Here is a 21,920-nt window from a genome sequence, read left to right on the forward strand (position 1 = left end):
AGTCGCTCCCGGCTGGCACTTCCCAGTGGTTTGTGCGAGCCCTATCGGCTGGTGGTGAGGTCCGGGTGGCTGCTGGGGTCGGTGACCACGGCGTGCGCGACATCGCTGAGGCGGTGGTTCTCGCGCCGTGAGTACTGCCGCAACATGACGAACGCGGCGTCGACATCGATGCCATGCATGCGAGCCAGGGCACCCTTGGCCTGTTCAATGACGATGCGACTGTTGAGCGCGCTCTGGAGCTGCTCCGTGAGCACCTCCGAGTTGCGGATGGCGCGCTCCTGAAGGAGCCCGATGGTCGCGATGTCGGCCAAGGCCTGGACGATCCGGACGTCCGTGGGTTCGAGTTGCCCGGACTCATGGCTGAACAGGTTCAACGCGCCGATGACCCTGTGGCGGTGTCGCAACGGGAAGGCGTGGACGGACTGGAACCCTGCGGCGATGGCACGCGGTGCGAAGAGCGGCCAACGCTCGTTTGCGGCGTTCAAGTCTGTGTTGATCACGGGCTCGCCCGTGCGGAAGCAGTCCAGGCACGGGCCCTCCTGGTACTGCAGCTGGAAGAGCTCCAACAACTTGACCGACTCCGCCGAGGAGGCCATGTATTGCAGCTTGCCGTGAGGATCTGCGAGCAGGAGACCGGCGGAGGCCGAGGCGCTCACGTCGGCAGTGTGCGCCGTCAGGGTCTCGAGGAACTCGATGATGTCAAAGTCGTCGACGAGAGTGTCAGCCAACTCGACAAAGACCTCCGCCAACTGTTCCACAACGATCATGCTGGGCCGCCTCCCCATCTGGGCTGTGGGCAGACATGAATCGCGGTATTCATGGAGTGTCCCTGTCGAGTCGAATTCTACCGCTCACGATGTCTTTGGCAACATCACTGATGTAGCGATCTTGGGCGTAGGCATAGCCGCGGATTCGGGCCATGGCCTCATCGATGCTGACCCCGAGATCCACCATCACCATGCCCTGTGCCTGGTAGACCTCAACGCGGTAGGCCAGGACGTCGTCAAGGTCCATGGCCGGGTGGCTTTGCTCGGAGCCGTTCTGTCCGTCCACCAGCACATCCATCGCCAGGTCGGCGAACGTGAACGCTTGGTTGAGGGCCTCCTCGCTCAACGGACCGGGCTCGTCACGGTAGACGTCCAGTGCCCCGGCACGTGCGGCACCGACCTGCAACGGAAAGGCAAAGACGGCTCGCACACCGTGCTCGTGCGCGGCCGGCGCATAGCCGGGCCAGCGTGGTAGCCCGTGGGCAAGCAGGTCAGCGACCAGCACTGGGCGGCGGGAGGCGTAGGCGTCGATGCAGGGGCCCTCCCCGTGGGTGAACTGCAACTCCTCCAGCGCCCTGGATGCTGGGCCGGACACCGCAATGGTGCCGCCCTGGTTGACGTCGGTCAGCAGGCTCAGTCCGACGCCGGTCGCAGGCAACGCTCGGGACAGGGCTGAGCACAGGCGCTCCAGCCGACCGATAGCGCCAGGAGCCGCATCCGCCGAACGTGGCTCCTCGTCGATGAGCTGGTTGGCCCTGGCGAATCTGCCCTGTGGGTCATCCATGCCAACCGCCGGTGGTGGGCGCGGGGTTTTGCATGGTTTCACCCTTCGTCAGCCAAGGGCTGAGTTTGCAGTCGCAGTCAGCGGACTGGCTTGGGTTCCATGGTTCCGCGCGTCTGACCCTAGTGGTTGCGGAGACTGGGGGGCGTGAGCGCTGCCGGTCGTCTCGCCGATTGTCCTGACGAGTGCGTCGACCAACGTGGGAATGGTGCATTTCAGCGTCCGAGACCAACGCGGTCAACCTTGCGGTGGAAGCGCATCCCGGCCACCCCGCCGAGCAGGGCGCCGGCCAGGCTCGCAATCGCAACGACGACCAGGGCGATGATGCCGCCGTTGGTCAGGGCGCCTCCATCAACGGGGATCCTTGGGAAGCTGTTGAGATCGCTCAGCACGTCGAACCTGCTGCCGGCCACGGCAGCAACACCAGCCACCCCAAGGGCGATCACCGCCGCCCACAGCCAGACGGCAAGACCCTGTTGGAGGCCGTTGAAGCGCGACATCCTGCCGGCGACATAGCCACCGCAGAAGTAGGCCACAAAGAGGATGACGAGCAGGATGATGCCTCCGATGAGGCCGACCGTCCCGGGATCGTTGGCGGCACCGGCCACCGCAGTCTCCGGGTCGGCCCCGGTGCTGACGCCGACGGCCGTGCCCGCCGCGACGACCATGGCGGTCAGGAGCACGGCGACGCCGGTGGCGGTGAGCCATCCAAAGAACGCGGAGCCGACCTTGATGCCGCCATAGGCCTCCTGCTCCCGCGCCAGAATCTCGCCACGGTCACGCTCCACCGAGTTCGGCGCGTATGCCGCGTACGAGCGGCTTCCGTCGTCGTACTCGTTCCGTCCTGGGCCGGTGTCACCTCGATCCGAGTCGGCGGTGGAATCCCTCTGTTGATTCATGACATCTCCTTGCCAGAATGGTGGTGTCGTCTCCGTGCACTTACCCCAGAACCAGAGTGTCGAATCATGCGTCGGTGCGACGTTTGGCCGGGCCCTTATTGGGGAATAGGACAAGGGTGGATTCCCGGCCCTTGGAGGCGAAGACGATGCCAGGCGAAAGACCGCTACCCCGCCCCCTTCTTGATGTGTACGAATGGCAGGACAGGGGGGCCTGCAGGGGCGAGGCCGCCATTCTGTTCTTCGAGCCCGAGCTCGGTCATCGCGCCCGCGGCAAGGAGCGGGAAGCCCTGGCCAAGAGCATCTGTCGGCGATGCCCGGTGATGGCTCAGTGCCGCGCCCACGGTCTTTTGGTTGAGGACCACGGGATCTGGGGCGGCTTGACGGCTCGTGAGCGAGTGGCCATGCGCGGCAACGGCCAACGGGACATTGCCTGACCCTCGGTGAGCCTGGCGTGGGGAAGCGCCGGCTGGGTTGGCTAACGGTTCCTCTGAGGTTTGGAGGCGGAGCGGGCCGCTTGTTCGTCGTACGCGTCCAACGTGGCGTCGGCGTGCTTGCCCCGATCGATGGTGGCCACGAGTTCGTCGGCGAGATCGCGCAACTTGCGATTGCGTCGCATACTGACCGTGCGAAGCAGGTCGAAGGCTTCCTGCTGGGTGATGTGGTGTCGCTCCATCAAGATGCCCTGGGCCCGGCCTATGACCGCGCGAGACTCCAGACCAACGCGCAACTGGTCGGCAAGGTCCCCCGCGGTTCGCTCGGCGGCCTCGATTCGCGCCTGCGCGGTCAAGGACATTGCGGCGTGACCGGTGGCCGTGAGCACCGTGTCGATGGCGGCATCGGTGAAGGCGCCGGGATGCGATGCATAGAGCGTGAGCGAACCGTTTGTGTGTCGCTCGCTCCACTGGGGTAGAAGGAGCAGTGCGGGGGCGAACACAGCCAGACCCACCGAAAGGACGGAGCCCACTCCCAGCCGGTCGGCGGTGGATGCCAGCGCCGGTCCGCCGCGAGTGCTCTTGAGATCCGACATGGTGGCGGTGGACCAACCACCCTTGGCCGCGACGTCACATGCGGGACCGCAGCGCTGGCTGAACTGGATGGCGTCAAGCTGTGCCGCCACCGCGTCGCTGGACCACAACGAGCGCGGCCGGCTACCCCGTGTCACCATGGTCAGGGAGGCTCTGGCAAAGGTGGGGCACACCTGCAGCGCCACACGAGCCAGCTCCACGAGAGCCGACCACACGGGATCGTCAAGGGTCGCCGCCTCGTGCGCCGACATCTCGGTGCAGGCGACGCCTGGCAGAAGTCGAACGGGTCGATCGGGCAAGCCATCATGTGGTGGCGCAGCCCGCGATCCCTGAAGGTGGGGACGATCTCGCCCGGTGTGGATGGTCATGCCAACCTGCCCCAGGTCACACTGCACGGAACCGCACGGCGATCCAGCTCGGACACGATGCGCTGCTTCGCGTCGTTCAACGCAATGAGGTCCGGATTGATCCTCGCTCGGTGGCCATCACGCTGAAGTGCTGGAGTCGCGCGCATGGCTTCCTCGATCAGTGCGAGATCCCCGACCAGCTCCGGCACAGAGGTGCAGAGAGGATTCTCATCGGGGGCGATCACCCGGGAGGGCACGAGCCGACGGGACAATCGGAAGTGAGTGGAGCCAACTGGAGGTGCTGACATCAATCTGCCTTCCCACGGTTCTCGCAACGAGTGGTCACCGAGGTCTGGGATGGCCGAGATTCAACAAGTTCACTCTAGACCGGTGGGCACGTGCACGGTAGATGCGCTTCAGCTCATTTTGACGGCTTGGCCGCCAGCACTGCCGACCCGAGACGTGGCATCCCGGGACAGGATCGGCGACAATGCGTTCAGGAGGCAGACATGCCAGTCGCAGCTGAAGCCGACACGATTGAGACCGGTGCTCATGTCGTCCATTTGTACGAAGATGACGCTGACCTCATCGCCACCCTCGGCGCGCACGTTGCCGCCGCGATCGGAGCTGGTGACGCCGCGCTCATCATCGCGACACGCGACCATCGCGATGGGCTGGCCGCTCACCTCGAGGCCGGTGGTCTCGACGTCGAGGAAGCCCGGAGGGACCAGACGTATGTGACCTTTGACGCGGCTGACACCCTTGCCCGGTTCTGCATCGATGGAGAGATCGACGCCGACGAGTTCCGCTCCGTGATCGGTGCCGCCATCCGCAGCGTCAGCCAGCACACCGGACGAGCAGTTCGCTGCCATGGCGAGATGGTGGCCCTCCTCTGGGACGCGGGGACAGTCACTGCCGCGCTCGAACTCGAAAACCTCTGGAACGTCCTCGGCAGCGAGTTGGGCTTCTCTCTTCTGTGCAGCTATCGCACACAGTCGGTGGCCGGTCCCGAGCACGCACAGGCCCGACAGGCCATCCGCCACCTGCACTCCGACGTGCTCCACTCCGACACCGATGTTCTTCGTTCTCCCCGTTCCGGACAACCCCGCAGCATCGAGAAGCCATCGACTCGAGCTGCACTGACCACGCCGTGGTGGTTGCACCTGACGCTCGAGGTCCATCTGGCCACCGGCATGGTCGCCGCACAGTTCGGGACAGACACGGCCAAGGCCCTGGACCACCTCCGGCGTCATGCGATTGACAACGGGGAAATCCTGGAGGTCGTCGCTCGCGCCGTCGTCACACGAGAGCTACGGCTCCACTCTCCACCATCGCAGGGAGAGCCCTGAGAGCGAAAGGGTGCGCCGCGCCGGATGGGGCAGCCGGGGGGGGGAGGGTCACGTGATCGGCTGATCGGTGGCAATCGCTTCGAGCAGTTCGGCGGCGACGTCGGTGAGGCGGCGTTGCGAAGCACGAGCCCGTGTGCGCAGGATCTGGAAGGCCTCGTCGGCACTCGTTCCTTCAAGCTGAGCGATCGCCCCCTTGGCCTGCTCGATGATGACTCTGCTGTTCAAGGCACCCTGTAGCTGGTCGCTCAGGGCTTCGGCGCGGGTGAGGCCGCGGTGTTGCAGGATGGCGATGGTCGAGATGGCGGCAAGGGCCTGCAGCACTCGTTGATCGGCCGCCGTGTAGTCGCTCTCTGCGGGACCGCACAGGTTCATCACGCCGATGACGGTGTCACGCAGCTTCATGGGGAAGGCATGCACGGAGTGGATACCGGCCTCGACTGCTGCCGGGGCGAACGTGGGCCATCGTTGTGCAGCCGCGGAGAGATCGGCATCCACGATGGGTTTGCCCGTGGCGTAGCAGTCGACCGAAGGACCGTCCGCGCCCCGGAGCTGGAAGAGGTCGAGTACTGCCGCCGTCTCGTGGGATGACGCGAGATAGTGCAGTTGGCCCAGATGGTCGTCGAGCATGAGGACGACCGCGTCGGCGCCGCTGATCGACGCGGCATGGGCCGTCAAGTCGTGGAGGAAGTCGATCGCATCGAAGTCGTCGACGAGGTTGTCCGCGAGGTCGACGAACACTTCGGCGAGCTCATCGGTGGAGATCATGAAGGGCGTCCCTCGTTCCTCGCGTTCGACGCTGCCTGACGCATCTTCTCAGTCTGCACAACGGCAAGCCATTGTGTGTGCCAGTCCACAGCACTCGCGCGTCGCGCCAACACTGCCATTCTGTGAATCCTTGGGGCCAGGGGTTGTGGTCCGGTCCTGTCGGTGGTTGTGTGGGAACACAGAGAAAACCTGTGGTCCAGCAGTGGTGCCATCCGTCCTCAGTCGCGACTGAGAGAGGATCACCATGGCCGGCACGACCACTCGCCCGTCGCCTCCCGCCCCTGAAGATTCCCGCACAGGGGGCTGCAGTTGGCGCCACAACCCCGAGCATGATCGCGCGGAGTTCCTGCTCGCCACAGCGCAAACGTGCGGTGACGAGGCCACCCGGCAGCGACTTCGCGACGATGCCGTGGTGTTGACGCTGGATCTTGCAGACGGGGTGGCTCGTCGCTACCGCGGTCGGGGAGTGGAGGGCGACGACCTCATCCAGGTCGGGCGGCTGGCGCTTGTCAAGGCCGCCCAGGGCTACCGGCACGACCGGGGAAGCGGGTTCCCGGCATACGCGATTCCCACCATCTCGGGAGAGATCAAGCGCTACTTCCGCGACCACGGCTGGGTCGTCCGTCCGCCGAGGCGGATCCAGGAGCTGCGCGCCGAGATCGCACGGGAAGAGGGCCACCTCCGACAGATCCTCTTGCGCGAGCCGACCGACCACGAGCTAGCGGATGCACTCGACGTCGAGCTGGCGGATGTCCGTGAGGCGAGGCGGTGTTCGTTGAGCTACAACGCCCTCTCTCTGGACGTGCCGGGCGCAAGCGAGGCGGCGGGGGCCTACCTCCTCACGGTGGCGCACGTCGATGAGTTGGTAGCGGATCGCGACGCCCTAGGTCGGGCGGTCGCCGGGCTCACCCCGCGAGAACAGCTGATCGTCAGGCTGCGGTTCGTCGACGGGCTGACCCAGCTCGAGATCGGCGAGTCCATCGGACTCAGTCAGATGCAGGTTTCTCGGCTGCTCAACGTCATCCTCGCTCGCCTTCGCGACGCGCTGGAGGATTTGCCCATGACCGCTTAGATGTCGGACCTCGATCCGTCGGTGGTCCGACGACGAACGCCTGCAATCCCGCTCTCGACGTGGGGTCCACAAGTCGCCGCTGCCGCTGTGCGAAGCCGCCATCGCGCACCAAGCGGTCAATGGTGTCACGCACGCGCGCGAGGTCGCCGTTGGCTTCGAGGGCATCGCTGATCGCAGCAAGCAGGGATCCGACCACCCTCTCGGCGGGAGCAAGCTGCCCGCTCGCAGGGTCGACAAGTTGCTCGGTGAGGCCGTGTCGGGCGGCGCGCCATGCCGCTGCTCGCAGTGCCAGGGTGGACACGTCCACGGGCGCCGTGGCGCGCGCGATCGCGGTCTCCACGAGTGCTCGACAGAGCGCAGCCACGGCGACCGCAATGCCCGGCTCCGGGCACACGTCAGTCACGCGGATCTCCACTGTGGGAAAGGTCGCCGACAGTCTGGCGTCGTAGTAGAGCATCCCCTTGTCGAAGGCCCCACCGGCGTCGATGACCTGCTGGGACGCCCGGCGATACGTGTCAACATCTCCCCAGGCCTGAGTGGGTCCGGCTGTCGGCAGCTGGGACAACACGACTGATCGAAAGCTTGCGTAGCCCGTGTCGCGGCCCTGCCAGTAGGGCGAGTTCGCCGCCAGCGCGGTGAGGACTGGAAGCCACGCACGGATGCGGTCAAGCACGACCACACCTTCCTCCGGAGAGTCGATCGCCACGTGCACGTGTGTGCCGCAGGTGAGTTGGTGGTCGGCGAGCTGTCCGAACTCGTGACCGATCCGGGCGAAGCGTTCCGAGACGGTCGGGGTCGGTGCATGGACACCCGGCCACGTTCCGGACGCGATGACGACCGCGCCCAGCGATCCGGCCAGATCAGCGACCCGGCGTCGGAGTAGCGCGAGATCAGCTTCGAGCTCGTCCATCGTCGAGCAGACTCGCGATGCGATCTCCACCTGCTCCTGCTTGAACTCGGTGGCAAGCGCAGGGTCGTCGGCTCGGGCCACCAGCATGGGCCCGCGCGCGACAGGTTCCCCCGTGAGCGCATCGGCCAGGATGAACTCCTCCTCGACGCCGAAGGTGCGGCCGGTCACCGCAGGCTTGACCGACCGGTCGACCAGGCCCGCCCCACTTCGTCGGCGAACCGTCCGCCGAGCAGCTGGCTGGCCTGGATTCCGAACACGAGGTCAGGGGCCAGCTCGGGCTCCTGCGCCAGCAGCGGCGCGATGACCTCGCGTCGCAGGATCTGTTCGTGAACGGCGTCCGCCTCGACGTGCTCTGCGTAGTAGTGCTCCGTGGCCGGACCGCAACGCAGGCGCTGCGCAGCCCGGACAAGTCGAGCCGAGCCCGGAGACGACGTCAGCTCGATGACGGCGAACTGTCCCACCGACGCTGCTCGCAGCTCCCGGCGCAGCCCGCACAGGGACATGAAGTTCACCTCGGCGAGGACGGATCCAGAGATCAGGTCGACGAGTTCGCCGTAGCCCGACGCCAGTCCGAGTTCCTGCATCATCTCGGCATAGAGCTCCGAGTGCATGTCGCTCGCGCGGCCAGCGCCGTACTCGTCGTGTTCGACGGCGACCAGGCCGGCCTTGGCGCGCCCGTCCATGCGGGACACCACCAGCACTTGGGGGTCAGCCTCTTTGAGGTGGTAGGCCGACCGGTGTGTCACGTACTCCGCGAACTGCTCACGCGTGCCTTCCCTCGCGAGGTGGTGCGAGATGCCGCGCTCGCCAACAGGCTCGGACAACAGCCCAGCGATCTCGGCCTCGACGTCGTCACCTCCGGCGACATCCAGGCGAAGCTGCTCGAGGAAGATCGCCTCGAGCTCGAGTCGGAAGCCGACAAGGTCGAGGTCCCACTCCATCGAGTCGGGCACCCCGTCGAAGCCCCGATAGTGCAGCTCGTAGCAGACGTACAACGCCAGCTGGAGGTCGTCGCCATACGGGTCGCTGCTGGGAGGTGACGAGAGCGGCATACGTGTGCGTCCGGCGCAGTGGTCGATCACGGCCTGGGAGATCGGTCCTCGCCCCGAAGGCAGGTGCGGAGCGAGGCGCCGGGTGTTCGTGGCGGTCACGAGCCCTCCACCCGACCGGCGCGCACCTTGATCCGGTGGCTCGTGTCGCAGAACGGTGCCGTCCGGCTCCGTCGACAGGTGCACAGGGCCACGACGCGGCGCTCGGACCGGACCGTTGTGCCGTCCGCCATGACGACCTCGACCGGGCCCTCCACGAGGACCGGTCCCTCGTCGGTGACCACGACTCGGGTTGCCGACTCGTCAGCGAGTCGCGTCATGTCGAGGTTTCGACTCGGGAACGGTTGCGCGTCGTGAGCCAAGCCCTGACACTCTTGGTTCCCCTGATGACCACCAGCTCCTCGTCGTCCTGGCCCTCGACAATGAGGCCGCGGTTGCGCAGCATCTCGGATCGAGCACGCATCACCGGGCCGAAGGGTTCACGTTCACGCCGCACGATATCGACAACAAGGCCGCTTGCCGTCAGGCGCTCCACAGAACGTCCCTCGTCGGACACCGTGGAGTGCACCAACAACAGGCTGCCCCCGGGGCGGAGCCAGGCAAAGGTCTCGTCGCAGATCCGGTCCAGCAGCTGCCGCCCGCCGGGGCCGGCGTCCCAGCACCGTGACTCCGCATGGCCGGACAGACGCCGGGTGCGGGACGGGATGTACGGCGGGTTGCTCACGACCACGTCGAACTCTTCGTCGGGCCTCAAAGCGCTGTACAGATCGCCGCGCAGCACTCTGACCGGTATGCGGTGGCGTCGGCCGTTGATCCACGCGTTCGTGGTCGCGCGGTTTGAGATGTCAGTGGCGGTGACGTCGCGTGCGCCGTCCAGGCCGGCGGCGACGGCCAGGGCGCCGGTGCCCGTGCAGAGGTCCAGCACCGTTGCCCCGCGTGCGAGCTTGAGATGGCGCAATGTGTCGGCGAGAAGCCACGTGTCCGCCCGGGCCTGGTAGCACCCCGGCAGTCGAAGCAGTGAGGGCCGCGGGATGGATCGGGGCAGGGCCTGCCCCGCCGATGACCACGTCAAGGTCGAACCGGTTGATCGGGGGCCCATGATTCCTCCAGTAGCGCAAGGTCGTGATCGCAAGGACGCGTTGGGGTTTGGTACCCCGTGTGGGCTTGGTTCATGCGGCATGCGAACGCGAGATGTGGATGCCGAGGTGCCGGATCGCCACGAATACCGACGCCCAGACCCGTCGGGGTGTGGCCATTCGTTCACCAGGAGGTGGGTGGGCAGGGGTCTCGTCACATGGGATCGATGTCCCACCAACACACCGTGAGATCCCCCCTCCAGCGACGTTTGCGCAGGTCAGGACGGGGTACCAACAAGTGTCGGCGGTTCTACAAACCGCCGGTCCAGCACTCGGCAGAGAACAGGAATGGACATGAGCGACACACATGGCATGACCGGTACGACAGACACGACCGGTACGACAGACACGACCGGTACGACAGACACGACCGGGACCACAGGCGCGACGATTGACAGCACCCGCGAGCTCGGTGCCTTGGAGGTTCCCCCCGCCGGGACCACCCACGCGGCCGCCACCAGCACCAACGCCCCGTCGAACTCCGGTGACACGAAGGACGTTGCCAAGGAGGAAGCCCTCGCGACCGGGGCGCACGCAAAGGATGGTGCGATGCATGTTGCGGAGGTCGGCATGGACGAGGTCAAGAACGTGGCCCATGAAACGAGCCAGCAGGCCAAGCATCTGTGGCAGCAGACTCGCACTGAACTCTTGGACCAGAGCGCCCAGCAGCAGACCAGGGTCGCCGAGGGATTGCGTGCCCTCAGCCAAGAGCTGTCCAGCATGGCCAGTGGTTCCGAACAGCAAGGCGTCGCCACGGACTTGGCCAAGCAGGCATCTGAGCGGGCGGGCGATGTGGCCGGCTGGTTGGATCAGCGCGATCCCGGCTCCATCGTCACGGAAATGAAGCAATTCGCACGCCAGCGCCCGGGAGCATTCCTCGCAACGGCTGCCGTCATCGGGCTGGTCGGAGGTCGACTGAGCCGCGGTCTCGCGGCCGATTCTCAGGACCAGGCCAGCACGAGTGCGGCGCCGGACGCGAGTGGCGGGTGGGTCGCGCCCGTGGATGCCAGCACGGAGAGCCACACGATGTACGGCTCTCCCAGCGGCGCCGCGCCTGTCGCTGGCGACCCGTTGACCGACACCCCACGAGAGTTCACGAGATGAACCCCCAAGAGCCTGATGTCGATGACCCACAGGCTCGGTCACTGAGCAATGTCGGAGACCTGTTCGCCGACATCACCCGAGACCTGTCGACCCTGATCCGACAGGAGACGGAGCTTGCCAAGGCAGAGATCCGCCAGTCGGCCATGAAGGCAGGCAAGGGAGCCGGAATGCTCGGCGGGGCCGCCCTTGCCGGCCACTTCATGCTGATGTTTCTGTCGATTTCACTGTGGTGGGGTCTGGGCAACGAGATCGGCCGAGGTTGGTCGGCACTCGTGGTGGCGGCCGTGTGGGCCGTCATCGCAGCAGTGCTTGCCCGCATCGGGCGGAGCGAGATCAAGCAGGCCAAGGGAATTCCACAAACGACACAGACAGCGCGGGAGATCCCCGACGCGCTCAAAGGGAACGAGGACAAGCGATGACGAACAACCCAGATGAGATCCGTCGAGAGATCGACCAGACCCGCGGCCAGTTGAGCAGTGATGTGAACGCGCTGTCCGAGACAGTGAGCCCGTCCAATGTCGCTCGCAGACAGGCCAACAAGGTGAGCAGTGCCGCGACGTCGGCCAAGGACCGTGTGATGGGCACAGCCGAAGACCTGCGCAGCAGCGGTTCGGACGCGGCGTCCGGTGTGGGTCACGCGCCCGGTGCCGCCGCCGACAAGGCGCGTGACAAAGCCCGTGGCAACCCCTTGGCGGCCGGGATGGTGGCTTTGGGTGTGGGTTGGCTCGTCGGCTCCATGCTCCCGGCGTCAGAGAAGGAGAAGCAGGCGTCCGCTGCACTCAAGGACAAGGCCCAGCCGCTCAGGGACGAGGCAAAGAGCCTCGCGCAGGACACCGTCCACGAGTTGCAAGAGCCTGCCGAGAAGGCTGGCCAGAGTGTCAAGGAGGCGGCGATGGACGCCAAGGACAATGTCGCCCAGGAGGGTCGGTCCACGGCTGACGACGTCAGGCATCAGGCACAGGATTCGGCAGACACCGTTCGATCGTCCTGATCAACACGTGGCGAGGCCCCAGCGCAAGGAGATTGGGGCCTCACCGGTTCCTCAAGGTTGGTGAAGACCCGCTGCGGTCTCAGGTATCTGGCACGCCCCTGAGCTCTCCTCACTCTCGAGAACCCATTGGTTTCGAGGTAGGAGGTCGACATGCCCGGTTGGTACGTCCACATGGAGGCTGCGCACGACACGGCGGCCCGGCTCCGGACGGGTGCGGTGCCCGGCGGCTTCCCGATCTCGGTCGGTGACGCCCAGGGGATCGGCGAGCACTGCCACACCTGGCGCAACTACCTCGAGCTCGGTTCGCTCGGGCCGGACCTGTTCTATCTGCTTCCCGACTTCAAGAACACGACCGGCCAGGTCATCCGGCAGGTCGTGCAGTGGGCTCTGGACGTGTGGGAGGTCCTCGACGCAGAGTTCGTGGCCAAGTGGGAGAAGTGGATCGATCCCATCTCGACCAACCAATCGCAGCTCGCGTCGCAGTTGACCGGCGGCCTCTCGACCCAGCTCGCACAGGTTCTCGACGAGCTCACGTCCGCCATCATGTCGGCCTTCAAGGGACTGCTCGCCGAGATGGGCGACTGGTTCGGAGTGCTCACGTCCGGTGTGCCACAGGCGTTTGGTGACGACGCCTTCTACTGGTCCGACATGTTCCACTACCGAAGGACCTACCAGTTCCCGTTCGTCCTGTTCAAGCAGGCCAAGGACGCCCTGGCCAATGCCGGGACCGACGAGGAGCGGCAGGACGCCGAGGCCCGCATCGCCTTTGCCGTCGGCTGGATGTCGCACTGCGCGACCGACGTCACCGGGCACGGCTTCACCAACGCCAAGTCCGGCGGCCCCTACCGCGACCACTGGCAGCGCCACCACCTCGTCGAGAACCACATGGACTCCGAGAACTACGGCGCCCGCCACCCCGGCCCGCTCTACGGCGAGTACGGCACGTCCGCGCTCCACTTCCGCGTCGCCTTCCGGCAGCGCCACGACGCGCCCTACAACGGTCGCGATGACGCACCGGCATACGACTACTGGAGCGGTTTCCCGGCCTACGACAACGGTGACGGGCCCACGGCCACGTCACACCGGCGCACCTTCTTCGATCTCGACAGCGGTCCACTGCCCAGCCACCTCGTCGAGGGGCTTCTCGACGCCATGTCGTCGGTCTATGGCACAGAGGGGCCGCACATCCTCCTTCAGGACCCGCCGTTCTCGGCGACCGATCCGAACACCGGCGCCCCTGACGGGCGGCCGAATGAGGACGCGATGGCGCAGATGTGGGAGATCGTCTATCGCTACCTCAAGATGTCGAGCTCGGATGCGATCAGCCTCCGATTGCCGCCTCCCCCAAGCGTTTTCACCGATCACTCCTTCCCGACCCCTCCCGGCGGAGGTGGCTCCGGCATCGACGACGACCCGAGCCGGGGTGCCGATGTCGATGACGACGACTCGTTCACCCTCCTCGACCTGCTGCTCGCGCTGTTCGCGTGGATCGTCTACATCGGTCAGGTCGTCGTGTGGCTGCTCACGGTGCTGCCCGGCCTCATCATCGACATCACGACGTTCCCGGCTCGCACGGTCATCTACTGGGCCGTCATCGTCCCTCTGTGGAATCTCTACCTCCTCGCCCGCCGCGCGCTCGTCATGTCTGGCTTCGCGATGCCCAAGCCGGCCGAGATCAATTCGAGCCTCACGACGCTCGGCAACGCAGGCACCTACGACATCGCTTCTGCTCTCGACAATCCGTTGGGTATGCCGTCCGCTCCCCGCCCGATCACGGAACCTTCTGGCCGACTCACCTCGAGCGACCCACGTGGGCTCGACCAGGCCTACCCGCGCGGCATCGTGCGGGACCTGCCGAGCGCGATCAGTCGACCGGACATCACGGGAGCGCTCGGACTCACGAGCCCGCTCCGCTACCGCGGTGACGCGTCGACCGACGAGTTCAAGGCCTCCGAGTGGATCGCGCCGTGGCGCTACCCGCTCACCAACCAGGCCGGCGACGGTGTAGCCCAGGAAGGGGCGGAGACCCACGCCGGCCCCTACGTCATCGGCTCGAACTCGACGATCCTCCTGTCCGGTCTGCTCGGCGACGACGGTGCGCGGGCCTCGCTGGAGAAGGCCGCGTCACCGGCTGAGACCGAGGCCGCGCTCGACCAGCACCTGCCCAGTGACCATCACCTCGGCGGCCCGGTTGACTACGGGGTCTACCTCGTGGGTCGCATGGCGGCGACTGCCGGGAGGCCCGGTCAGGTCGAGTTCGACGTCCCCGATTTCAACCTCGACGCCGATCGCGGCTACGCCTGGAAGTGCTGGGACTGGGACCGCGCCAAGCTCACCTGCACTCCCGACATCAACCCGGTCGGGTCCGAGGACTACTCCTATCGGCAGCCGTGCACGTCGCCGCAGGGCTTCCACGCCGACCACGACCTGCCGGCGCTGCCTGGTCAGTGGTACGTCGAGACGCAGGACCTCGCCGTCCACTACCTGCCCGGTGACGGGCCCTCGAAGTGCCTGGAACCACGCAACCATGACCTCGTCACCGACCCGAAGTGGCGAGACCGCATTCCGGAAGGGAGGGGATGACCATGCCGCGCAGGACCCGACGCCACGGCGCCCGCGACAACGAGAACCCGGTCCTCACACCCAAGGAGGACGAGGCCCAGCGGGGGAGCGATCCGCCCGGATCCTTCGGTCACGTCGACCCACCCAGCGGCGACCTCGCACCCGACTGGAGCCCGAGCGGCACCCCCGACGAAGCCGAGGAGTTCATCAGGAAACTCGGCCGAGAGCGCCGACCGCGTCGGGAGGACGTCTACCCCTACCTCTTGATCCGTGCTTCCAGCCCCGGCGACCGGGGTGCCCGGCCCACGTGGCCGCCGGTCCCGTGCTGGGAGTCCCCGGACATCGGCCTCATCGACGCGAGTTGGTCTGGCCCCTATGACACGAGCCAGCTCGTGGCGAGCCCCACCGCGGGTCGGCGCTATCGGGTCTTCGTGCGGATCTGGAACCTCGGCCTCCTCCCGGCAATGGGTGTCCACGTCCGTGCCTGGGCAGTGAACCCCGGGTTCTTCGGCGGGAATCCGAGCAACCCGGCATACCAACCGGTTCTGATCGGGGGTGCGATGGTGCACCTTGAGGACCGCACGCGCCCCGGCGCAATGGCCGTCGTCGAGCTCGAGCACACCTGGGACATCCCCCAGACGATGACCGGTCACGAATGCCTCATGGCCACGGCCAGCTGCCCCCTCGACACGTGGAGCGGGGTCCTCGACGCCAACAACGACCGGCACGTTGGTCAGCGCAACCTGACGATCCTCGCCGGTGCCCAGAGCGCCAAGGAGATGCTCTTCACCCTCGGCGCGGCTGTCACCAAGGCCGGCACCCTGGAGCTCGTCCACGGCGGCGCGGCCGTTGTCCCGCTGCTGCGAGGTGTGCTCGGCACGGCCAAGTCCGAGTTCGGCGAGGTGACCCGACTCCGAGCACCGAGCGCCAAGGCCTTCCGGCTCGGGGTCGACATCGGCACCGGTCGACACCTGCTCACGATGTTCCGGGTCGAGGGCGGTTGGCTCATCGCCGACTCCGCACGGGCCTGGGCCGTCATCGAGAAGCGTGGCCTCGTCCGCGGAGGTGGCCATGAACATGGTCGTGAAGGGGCCGGCGAAGGGACGCCAGGGAGAGTCGCTGCGCATCCCTTCGCGACACCGAATCGCAGTCGTCGCCTCATCGAGAAGCTTGGTCCGAAGTTCTATGAGGAGATTGGTGTCGTGGTCGATGGTGAGCCCAGTGACGCCCTGCTCGAAGGGCTGATACGTCTGTGGGACCTCCAGGGCCTCGACGCCGTCGACCTGGCCCGGGCCATTGCCGGTGACAAACCGGCTGCCCACCTGCTCCGCTTCTCGCACGTCGATCCGGAGCTCGAGGAGGTCGGCGGCTACTCCCTCACCCTTCTTGGTTGATCTCTCTTGGACACCGTGTCGAGAATGCATGGACGGCTTCGTCTCTGAGGTGTACTGACGGCACCACGAATGGAGACTTCTCAGATGGCACGCATCAGGCACTTCGACCATGTCGGCATCACCGTCGCTGACCTCGACACCACCCTGTCGTTCTTCGTGAGCCTCGGACTGGAGCTCGAGGGGCGCACATTCATGGAGGGAGAGTTCGTGGACACCGTCATCGGCATCCCGAACTCCCGCTCCGAGATCGCCACCCTGCTCTTCCCCGGCGGCGGAACGAAGTTGGAGCTCTCGAGCTTCGTCCGACCCGAGCACCAGCCTGGATCACCCAATGCCATGTCCACCGAGATCGGGCTGCGCAACATTGCCTTTGAGGTGGAGGACCTGCAGTCGATGGTTGACCAACTGGTTGCCGACGGCTACTCGCTCGTTGGCGGCATCGGTGAGTACGAGGGCGCCTGGCGGATGGCCTATGTGCGTGGGCCGGAGGGGATCATCGTGGCGTTGGCCGAGAGGCTCGGCTGACGCGAGTCAGAAGCACGCCGATGATCGCGAGCCCACCGCCGACGAAGGTGAGGGCTGGCGGCACCTCGGACAGGAGGGCCCACGCGATCAGAGTCGCGATGAACGGGACGAGGAAGGACGTCAGACTCACCTTGCCTGCGTCCCCGCGTGCCAGGACGAAGGCCCACGTCGTGAAGGCGATGGCGGTCGGGAAGATCCCCAGGTAGGCGATCCACAGGAGGGTACTGGCGTCGGCCACCTGGACCACCTCGACGAGGTCGCCGGTCCACGGAAGGCAGACCACCGTCCCGATGACGCACGCGATCCACGTGACTTCGGGGCCCGGCATACGGCCGAGTAGTGGTTTTTGGGCAAGCACCCCGATCGCATAGGTGACCGCTGCGAGCACCGTGAGCCACACACCCACGGTGTCGCCCGAGCCGTCGCCCGAGAAGCCGCGCGCGATGATCACGACACCCGCGAAGCCGACGACCATGCCAGCCAGGAGCCACCTGGTCATGCGCTCGCCGAGGAACACCGTTGCCAGGAGCGCCACGATCAACGGGCCGATCTGGACGACGAGCGCCGCGGTGCCAGCGTCGATGCGGCGCTCTGCCTCGTTGAGGGCGAGGTTGTAGATCCCGAACCAGCCGACTCCGCAGATGATGAGGAGCCACCAGTCACGGCGCTTGGGCCAGGTCGGTCGACGGCGAAACACCAAGAACGACAAGGCAATTGACGCGATGAGCAAGCGTCCGAGGGACAGCGCTCCCGCAGGCACGTCCTTGCCGAGGTGGCGGATGGCCACGAACGCCGAGGCCCAGAGGACCAGGGTGACGGCCAGCGCGAGCAGGACCCGCCACTGCAGGCCGCCGGAGCCAAGACCTGAACCAATGTGGTCGCCCGGGGTGGCAACAAGTGGGGAGGTGGTGCCGTCCGAGAGGGTTGTCACTCGCTCAACGGTAGGCGTGACAGGTGACAGGCCTCGAGCGGATTTTCGGCCAGATCAGGTCGAGTTGCCGCCATGTGACGACAGCGGAAGGGCTCTTCAGATCAACACGGTGCCGTCGGCGACGATCAGCCCGGCGCCACTGATCCTGACGTCGGCGCCGTCGACGGTGATCAGGATGCGGCTGGGCCGCCCCAACGAGTGGCCCTGCTCGACGATCGCCGCGGCACCGGCCGCGACACGGCCTTCGGCCACGAGCTTGGCGACGAGAGGGCCGGCTGCGGTCCCGGTCGCGGGGTCCTCCACGATCCCCATGGTGGGGTTGAAGAAGCGGGCGTATGCCGCCGCGTCGCCTTCGACCGGATCGAGGCTGTAGAGGTAGCAGCCCTCTCCTGCAACGGTCCTGAGCACCGCTGCCAGCCGGCGCGTGTCCGGTCGAGCGCGGTCAACAGCAGTTCGGTCGACGAGGGGGACCATCAAGTGACCCGCCCCGGTGGAGACCACCTGCACCGAATCGTCGGTGAGGTCGGCCGTGGAGAGCCCCAATGCGTCAGCGAGCAGATCGCGGTCGGTGAGGAGCGCTCCGAAGGATGGAGTCGACTGCTCGATCGTCACCATCTCCGGCCCGCCCGAAGGCCTCGTGACCGCAGTGTGCAAGAGGTCTGTCCCGATCTGCACCACGAACTCGGTCCGCTCCGCCGGCAGCCGACGGGCGACCAGCCAGAGGCAGGCTGCGAGCGCGTTGTGTCCGGCGCCCCCGACCTCAGCGCCGATCGGGGTGAACGAGCGCAGCTGCCAATCGGCCCGGTCATCATCCGCGGCCACGACAAACACTGTCTCGGACTGGTTGAACTCCCGTGCAAGTCCCTGCATCTGGTCGAGGGTGAGCTCGTCGGCATCGGGTACGACTGCTGCCGGGTTGCCGGTGAGCGGTCGCGATGCAAAGACGTCCACGATCGAGAAGGGGACGGTGTGCAGTTCAGACATGACGCCTTCCGGATCGTTGCGCAGGGCTGCGCGAGCGGGCCGGCCGAGTGCAGGCACGTGTCGGCGCCTGCGTCGGCCATCATCGTCGTGACCCAGCGTCGCACGCAGCGCGGCGGGGTGGCTGGCCTTACGCTCGATCGGTGAGCCCTTCCTTCTCAGAGCACCTTGGCCTGCTGGACCTGCACGGACGAGCAGGGGTCGCCACCCTGGAGGCGCTGAGCCCGGATGCCACAGTGCCGCCGGGCGAGGCGACGGCACTCCAGGCGGCCGAGGACCACTGGGCGACCCTGGAGATCTGGTCCTGGTCGCTCACCCACCCGGGCGAGCACTGGAGTGATCGGGAGGATCCTGCGACACCGGCTGGCTACCCCGCCCTGGTTGCCGCCATCGCCGCCGAGATCGGACGACTGGGCACTGCCCTCGGTCAGGCAGGGCCCGACGTGTCGCTCGACTACTTCGGTCGGCCCGGAACCACCGCCGACGTTGCGAGGTTGCTCGCGTTCGAAGCGGTGACGATGGCGCACACCACCGGACTTGCCGCAGGTCGCCCGGCGCTCGGGCTGGACCCCGCGGTTGCGAGTGACGGTGTGGGACAGGCTCTTGGGCACTGGGTATCGGCTCAGCCGGACATTGTGTGGCGATCCAGGCCGGTGGCGATCCGAACAACGGACACAAGCGGTGTCTGGTACCTGTCGCTGGCTGACGTGGATGATGACCTGGCCGGCGACTTCCGGCTCGCGTCTGCCGAGAGCCCGGCTGCCGTCGTGGAGGGCTCGGCGCAGGACGTCCTGTGGTGGTTGCACGGCCACCTGGTGCCGGAGGTCTCGGTCACCGGCGACGAAGCGGATGTCCGGGCCGTGAAGTCGGTCTTCCTGCAGCCTGTGGAGAAGGCTCGTCGACCCAAGCGCCGCTGGTTCGGCTAGCGCGGATCAGGGTTCGGCATCAGGCAGCGGGCGCTCCGAACCACCGCTCCAGCGACTCGCGGAGTCCGGTACCGCCGTCCCCGACCCACACGATGTGCCCGTCCGGTCGCAGCAGCAGCGCGGGCACTTCGAGGTCGTCACTGCGCTCTGCGACGAGGTCGACCCGATCAGCCCAACCCTCGGCTGACAACACGCCCGTCTGGTCCACCAGCACGCCACGAGCGTTGTGCAGCAACGGATACAGGCGCCCACCGCTGGCAAAGGTGACGTCCCGCTGACGCCGACCCAACAGGTCAGAGCCGGGGCCCACGGCATACCGGATTCCGAGGGAGGTGACCTTGCCGAGGAGGTGAGCGTGTACGCCGGGGAACTCCATGGCCTCAGCGAGGAGCGTCCTGACGGCCTGCGGTCCGGGCTCGGGGGACTGGAGCTCGGCCTGGGCCCGGGTCACGGTGAGGACCTCCGCCGCCACCGGATGCCGCTCGGACTCATAGGTGTCGAGCAGCCCCTCGGGGGCCGTGCCGCGGACCGTCGCGGCGAGCTTCCACCCGAGGTTGAACGCGTCCTGCATCCCGAGGTTGAGTCCCTGTCCACCCTGCGGCGGGTGGACGTGCGCGGCGTCGCCGGCGATGAGCACCCGCCCGACTCGGTAGCGCTCCGCGAGTCGCGTGGCGTCACCGAAGCGCGACAGCCACCTCGGTGAGTGGACCCCAAAATCCGTTCCGGCGTATGCCGTGAGCTGCGTTCGCAGGTCGTCGAGCGTGGGCTGTGGCGCACCTTCGTCGACCACCTCCGCAGCGGGGACGACGATGCGATAGACGCCATCCCCGACTGGCCCTGCCCCGAAGCCACGATGGGTCTCGTGGACCCGTGTGATGACTGTCATGACCTCGTCGAGAGGGGTGGTCAGCTCGGCCTCACCGAGCAGCCACTGCCGACGCGCCGATTCCCCCGGGAAGGCGATGTTGAGCAACCTGCGCACCGCGCTCCGACCGCCATCGCAGCCGACGACCCATGCGGCCCGCATCGTCGTGCCGTCGGAGAGCTCGACGTCGACACCGTCGTCGTCCTGGCTCACGCCGACGGCCTCCACGCCGCGGCGGATCTCGACGCCGAGCTCGTCGGCGCGCGCGCGAAGCGCCCCCTCGACGAGGGGCTGCGGGATCCCCAACGTGTAGGGGTGAGTCGTGGCGAGCTCCACCGGCTCGCTCGTCCTGATGCCCGCGAAGAAGCCGTCGGTCGGATACTTCGTCCCCTGTGGGAGAAGGCGATCCAACAGTCCGCGCATCTCCATGATCTCGATGCCGCGGGCGTGCAGGCCCATCGATCGCACCATCGGATTCGGCTCGAGGTCCTTGTCGAGGACGACGACGTCGACCCCCTGCAGCTTCAGCTCGTTCGCCAGCATCACACCAGTTGGCCCGGCCCCCACCACGATGACATCGCTCATGTGTCTCCCCGTTTCACGAAGTGGCTGTGTACCAACGAAGTTCGTGGGCACGGCGACCATGGTGCGCCACACAGGGGGCCTTGCGGCAAGCCCCCTGGTGCGCTATATCTTGGGAGTGGCAGGGAGAGTCATCTCCCTGCTTTCGTCATGTCCGGGCCGTGTCGCCAGTCCGAAGTCGGCGTTGGACCAAGGCCGGCTCTGGATCAAAAGTCGATGCAGCCGCCATCGCACCCGTCGAGGATGTCGCCGTCGGGGATGACGTCTCCGATGCCACCGGCAAAGGACGACAGCGCGGACCCCAGCCCTTCGAAGCCTTCGAGCAGTGCCTCGAATGCGTCGTCGGGGACGAGATCACCGAGAGCACCGAGGTCGGCTCCATCCAACGCTCCGCCAAGGTCGACGAGCCCGGAGACGAGGTGGAACACGCCGGGGTCGAGTGCAGCATCGACTGCCACGGCGAGTGCCGTCTCAGCGCCCTCTGCCAGGCGAGCCGCGCGCAGTGCTTCCCCGAGAACGGAGGCGACGTGCGGAGCGACACCGAACGCGACGGCATACGGGAGCATGGAACGCACCTCGCCGGCCAACTCCTCACGGCGCAGCTGGTTGGCCTCCGCCGTGGTGAGGTACTTCTCGTAGCCGAGCGCCTGGATGCGGGCGGCGGACCCGAGTGCGGTGCGGGGCGTTCGCCCCCGCCCAAGACGGATGAGCAGGGCGCCGCCGAGTCCGAGTCCGGCGCCCAACGGCACCCAGCGCCAGTGGTCGTCGGAGATGCCCGACGCGACGCCAGCGACGGCAGCACCGAGCACGAGCAGCACGCCGACCGCGGCCAACCAACCGTTGCGCGACCTCGGGTGCTTCGCGTACCAACCGCGGTGACCACGGCGCGATACACCGCGATCTCTGCCTCGCGCCACCGCTGCGCGACCTCCGCCCGCCGCAGCTCGCCGAGTCGCACC

23 protein-coding genes are annotated in these 21,920 nt (G+C 66.9%); 10 read left to right on the forward strand and 13 right to left on the reverse strand.

The genetic code is table 11. The annotated features are described in order from the left end of the window. Positions 1 to 41: 41 nt before the first annotated feature. The 3 genes from V6K52_RS00855 to V6K52_RS00865 all read right to left on the reverse strand — a co-directional run bounded on the left by V6K52_RS00855 (position 42) and on the right by V6K52_RS00865 (position 2,447). Positions 42 to 767, reverse strand: coding sequence for a GAF and ANTAR domain-containing protein (locus V6K52_RS00855; RefSeq protein WP_353952019.1), 726 nt, complete (start codon positions 765 to 767; stop codon positions 42 to 44). A gap of 49 nt (positions 768 to 816) precedes the next feature. Next, entirely contained in the window at positions 817 to 1,551 is a 735-nt protein-coding gene (locus tag V6K52_RS00860; RefSeq protein ID WP_353952020.1) for a GAF and ANTAR domain-containing protein, read from the reverse strand. Between the two features lie 212 nt (positions 1,552 to 1,763). Next, positions 1,764 to 2,447, reverse strand: a complete 684-nt coding sequence (locus V6K52_RS00865) for a hypothetical protein (RefSeq protein ID WP_353952021.1) — start codon at positions 2,445 to 2,447, stop codon at positions 1,764 to 1,766. Between the two features lie 146 nt (positions 2,448 to 2,593). On the opposite strand from V6K52_RS00865, the gene V6K52_RS00870 reads away from it, so the two are divergent. Next, entirely contained in the window at positions 2,594 to 2,881 is a 288-nt protein-coding gene (locus tag V6K52_RS00870) for a WhiB family transcriptional regulator (RefSeq protein WP_353952022.1), read from the forward strand. 41 nt (positions 2,882 to 2,922) lie between these two features. On the opposite strand, the gene V6K52_RS00875 is transcribed toward V6K52_RS00870, so the two are convergent. Next, positions 2,923 to 3,657, reverse strand: a complete 735-nt coding sequence (locus tag V6K52_RS00875) for an ANTAR domain-containing protein (protein ID WP_353952023.1) — start codon at positions 3,655 to 3,657, stop codon at positions 2,923 to 2,925. 671 nt (positions 3,658 to 4,328) lie between these two features. On the opposite strand from V6K52_RS00875, the gene V6K52_RS00880 reads away from it, so the two are divergent. Continuing rightward, positions 4,329 to 5,168, forward strand: a complete 840-nt coding sequence (locus V6K52_RS00880; RefSeq protein ID WP_353952024.1) for an MEDS domain-containing protein — start codon at positions 4,329 to 4,331, stop codon at positions 5,166 to 5,168. Positions 5,169 to 5,216: 48 nt separating this feature from the next. Here the strand turns inward: V6K52_RS00880 and V6K52_RS00885 are convergent, their stop codons facing one another. After that, positions 5,217 to 5,933, reverse strand: a complete 717-nt coding sequence (locus V6K52_RS00885) for a GAF and ANTAR domain-containing protein (RefSeq protein ID WP_353952025.1) — start codon at positions 5,931 to 5,933, stop codon at positions 5,217 to 5,219. Between the two features lie 244 nt (positions 5,934 to 6,177). On the opposite strand from V6K52_RS00885, the gene V6K52_RS00890 reads away from it, so the two are divergent. After that, positions 6,178 to 7,005 carry a sigma-70 family RNA polymerase sigma factor gene (locus tag V6K52_RS00890; protein ID WP_353952026.1) on the forward strand — a complete coding sequence of 276 codons (828 nt, stop codon included), beginning with the start codon at positions 6,178 to 6,180 and terminating at the stop codon, positions 7,003 to 7,005. Here the strand turns inward: V6K52_RS00890 and V6K52_RS00895 are convergent. From V6K52_RS00895 to V6K52_RS00910, 4 genes are read right to left on the reverse strand one after another with little or no spacing between them, the layout of a single operon-like run. After that, complete coding sequence (locus tag V6K52_RS00895) at positions 6,953 to 8,083, reverse strand: glutamate--cysteine ligase (protein ID WP_353952027.1); 1,131 nt, start codon at positions 8,081 to 8,083, stop codon at positions 6,953 to 6,955. The genes V6K52_RS00890 and V6K52_RS00895 overlap by 53 nt on opposite strands. Next, a complete protein-coding gene (locus V6K52_RS00900; protein WP_353952028.1) occupies positions 8,080 to 9,066 on the reverse strand; it encodes an iron-containing redox enzyme family protein in 987 nt (328 codons plus the stop codon). Before V6K52_RS00900 ends, V6K52_RS00895 begins: the two co-directional genes overlap by 4 nt. Continuing rightward, a complete protein-coding gene (locus V6K52_RS00905) occupies positions 9,063 to 9,284 on the reverse strand; it encodes a CDGSH iron-sulfur domain-containing protein (protein ID WP_353952029.1) in 222 nt (73 codons plus the stop codon). The genes V6K52_RS00900 and V6K52_RS00905 overlap by 4 nt, the downstream gene beginning before the upstream one ends. Then, complete coding sequence (locus V6K52_RS00910) at positions 9,281 to 10,063, reverse strand: HemK2/MTQ2 family protein methyltransferase (RefSeq protein ID WP_353952030.1); 783 nt, start codon at positions 10,061 to 10,063, stop codon at positions 9,281 to 9,283. The genes V6K52_RS00905 and V6K52_RS00910 overlap by 4 nt, the downstream gene beginning before the upstream one ends. Positions 10,064 to 10,394: 331 nt before the next feature. Between V6K52_RS00910 and V6K52_RS00915 the strand changes: the two genes are divergently transcribed. The 6 genes from V6K52_RS00915 to V6K52_RS00940 all read left to right on the forward strand — a co-directional run bounded on the left by V6K52_RS00915 (position 10,395) and on the right by V6K52_RS00940 (position 16,676). Continuing rightward, on the forward strand, positions 10,395 to 11,204 hold the full coding sequence (locus V6K52_RS00915; protein ID WP_353952031.1) for a hypothetical protein: 810 nt from the start codon (positions 10,395 to 10,397) through the stop codon (positions 11,202 to 11,204). Further along, positions 11,201 to 11,623 (forward strand): phage holin family protein, encoded by a 423-nt coding sequence (locus tag V6K52_RS00920; protein WP_353952032.1) that lies wholly within the window; start codon positions 11,201 to 11,203, stop codon positions 11,621 to 11,623. The genes V6K52_RS00915 and V6K52_RS00920 overlap by 4 nt, the downstream gene beginning before the upstream one ends. Next, complete coding sequence (locus tag V6K52_RS00925; protein WP_353952033.1) at positions 11,620 to 12,195, forward strand: DUF3618 domain-containing protein; 576 nt, start codon at positions 11,620 to 11,622, stop codon at positions 12,193 to 12,195. The genes V6K52_RS00920 and V6K52_RS00925 overlap by 4 nt, the downstream gene beginning before the upstream one ends. Positions 12,196 to 12,345: 150 nt before the next feature. Then, the gene (locus V6K52_RS00930; protein ID WP_353952034.1) at positions 12,346 to 14,778 is read left to right on the forward strand and encodes a zinc dependent phospholipase C family protein; all 2,433 of its coding nucleotides are present in this window, start codon (positions 12,346 to 12,348) and stop codon (positions 14,776 to 14,778) included. Between the two features lie 2 nt (positions 14,779 to 14,780). After that, the gene (locus V6K52_RS00935; protein WP_353952035.1) at positions 14,781 to 16,151 is read left to right on the forward strand and encodes a hypothetical protein; all 1,371 of its coding nucleotides are present in this window, start codon (positions 14,781 to 14,783) and stop codon (positions 16,149 to 16,151) included. Positions 16,152 to 16,235: 84 nt separating this feature from the next. After that, positions 16,236 to 16,676: a VOC family protein gene (locus V6K52_RS00940; RefSeq protein WP_353952036.1), complete on the forward strand. Its 441-nt coding sequence runs from the start codon at positions 16,236 to 16,238 to the stop codon at positions 16,674 to 16,676. On the opposite strand, the gene V6K52_RS00945 is transcribed toward V6K52_RS00940, so the two are convergent. Both V6K52_RS00945 and V6K52_RS00950 read right to left on the reverse strand, forming a co-directional pair. Beyond that, positions 16,645 to 17,607: a DMT family transporter gene (locus V6K52_RS00945; RefSeq protein ID WP_353952037.1), complete on the reverse strand. Its 963-nt coding sequence runs from the start codon at positions 17,605 to 17,607 to the stop codon at positions 16,645 to 16,647. The genes V6K52_RS00940 and V6K52_RS00945 overlap by 32 nt on opposite strands. 96 nt (positions 17,608 to 17,703) lie before the next feature. Further along, entirely contained in the window at positions 17,704 to 18,591 is an 888-nt protein-coding gene (locus V6K52_RS00950) for a PhzF family phenazine biosynthesis protein (RefSeq protein WP_353952038.1), read from the reverse strand. Between the two features lie 140 nt (positions 18,592 to 18,731). Here V6K52_RS00950 and V6K52_RS00955 point away from each other — a divergent pair, with 140 nt between their 5' ends. Beyond that, positions 18,732 to 19,514, forward strand: coding sequence for a hypothetical protein (locus V6K52_RS00955; protein ID WP_353952039.1), 783 nt, complete (start codon positions 18,732 to 18,734; stop codon positions 19,512 to 19,514). A 19-nt stretch (positions 19,515 to 19,533) separates the two neighbouring features. Here the strand turns inward: V6K52_RS00955 and V6K52_RS00960 are convergent, their stop codons facing one another. Together V6K52_RS00960 and V6K52_RS00965 are read right to left on the reverse strand one after the other, a co-directional pair. Continuing rightward, complete coding sequence (locus V6K52_RS00960; RefSeq protein ID WP_353952040.1) at positions 19,534 to 20,964, reverse strand: FAD-dependent monooxygenase; 1,431 nt, start codon at positions 20,962 to 20,964, stop codon at positions 19,534 to 19,536. A 203-nt stretch (positions 20,965 to 21,167) separates the two neighbouring features. Continuing rightward, a complete protein-coding gene (locus tag V6K52_RS00965) occupies positions 21,168 to 21,878 on the reverse strand; it encodes a hypothetical protein (protein ID WP_353952041.1) in 711 nt (236 codons plus the stop codon). Positions 21,879 to 21,920 lie beyond the last annotated feature (42 nt).

Origin of the sequence: Knoellia sp. S7-12 (assembly GCF_040518285.1) — a bacterium.
Lineage (GTDB): Bacteria > Actinomycetota > Actinomycetes > Actinomycetales > Dermatophilaceae > Knoellia.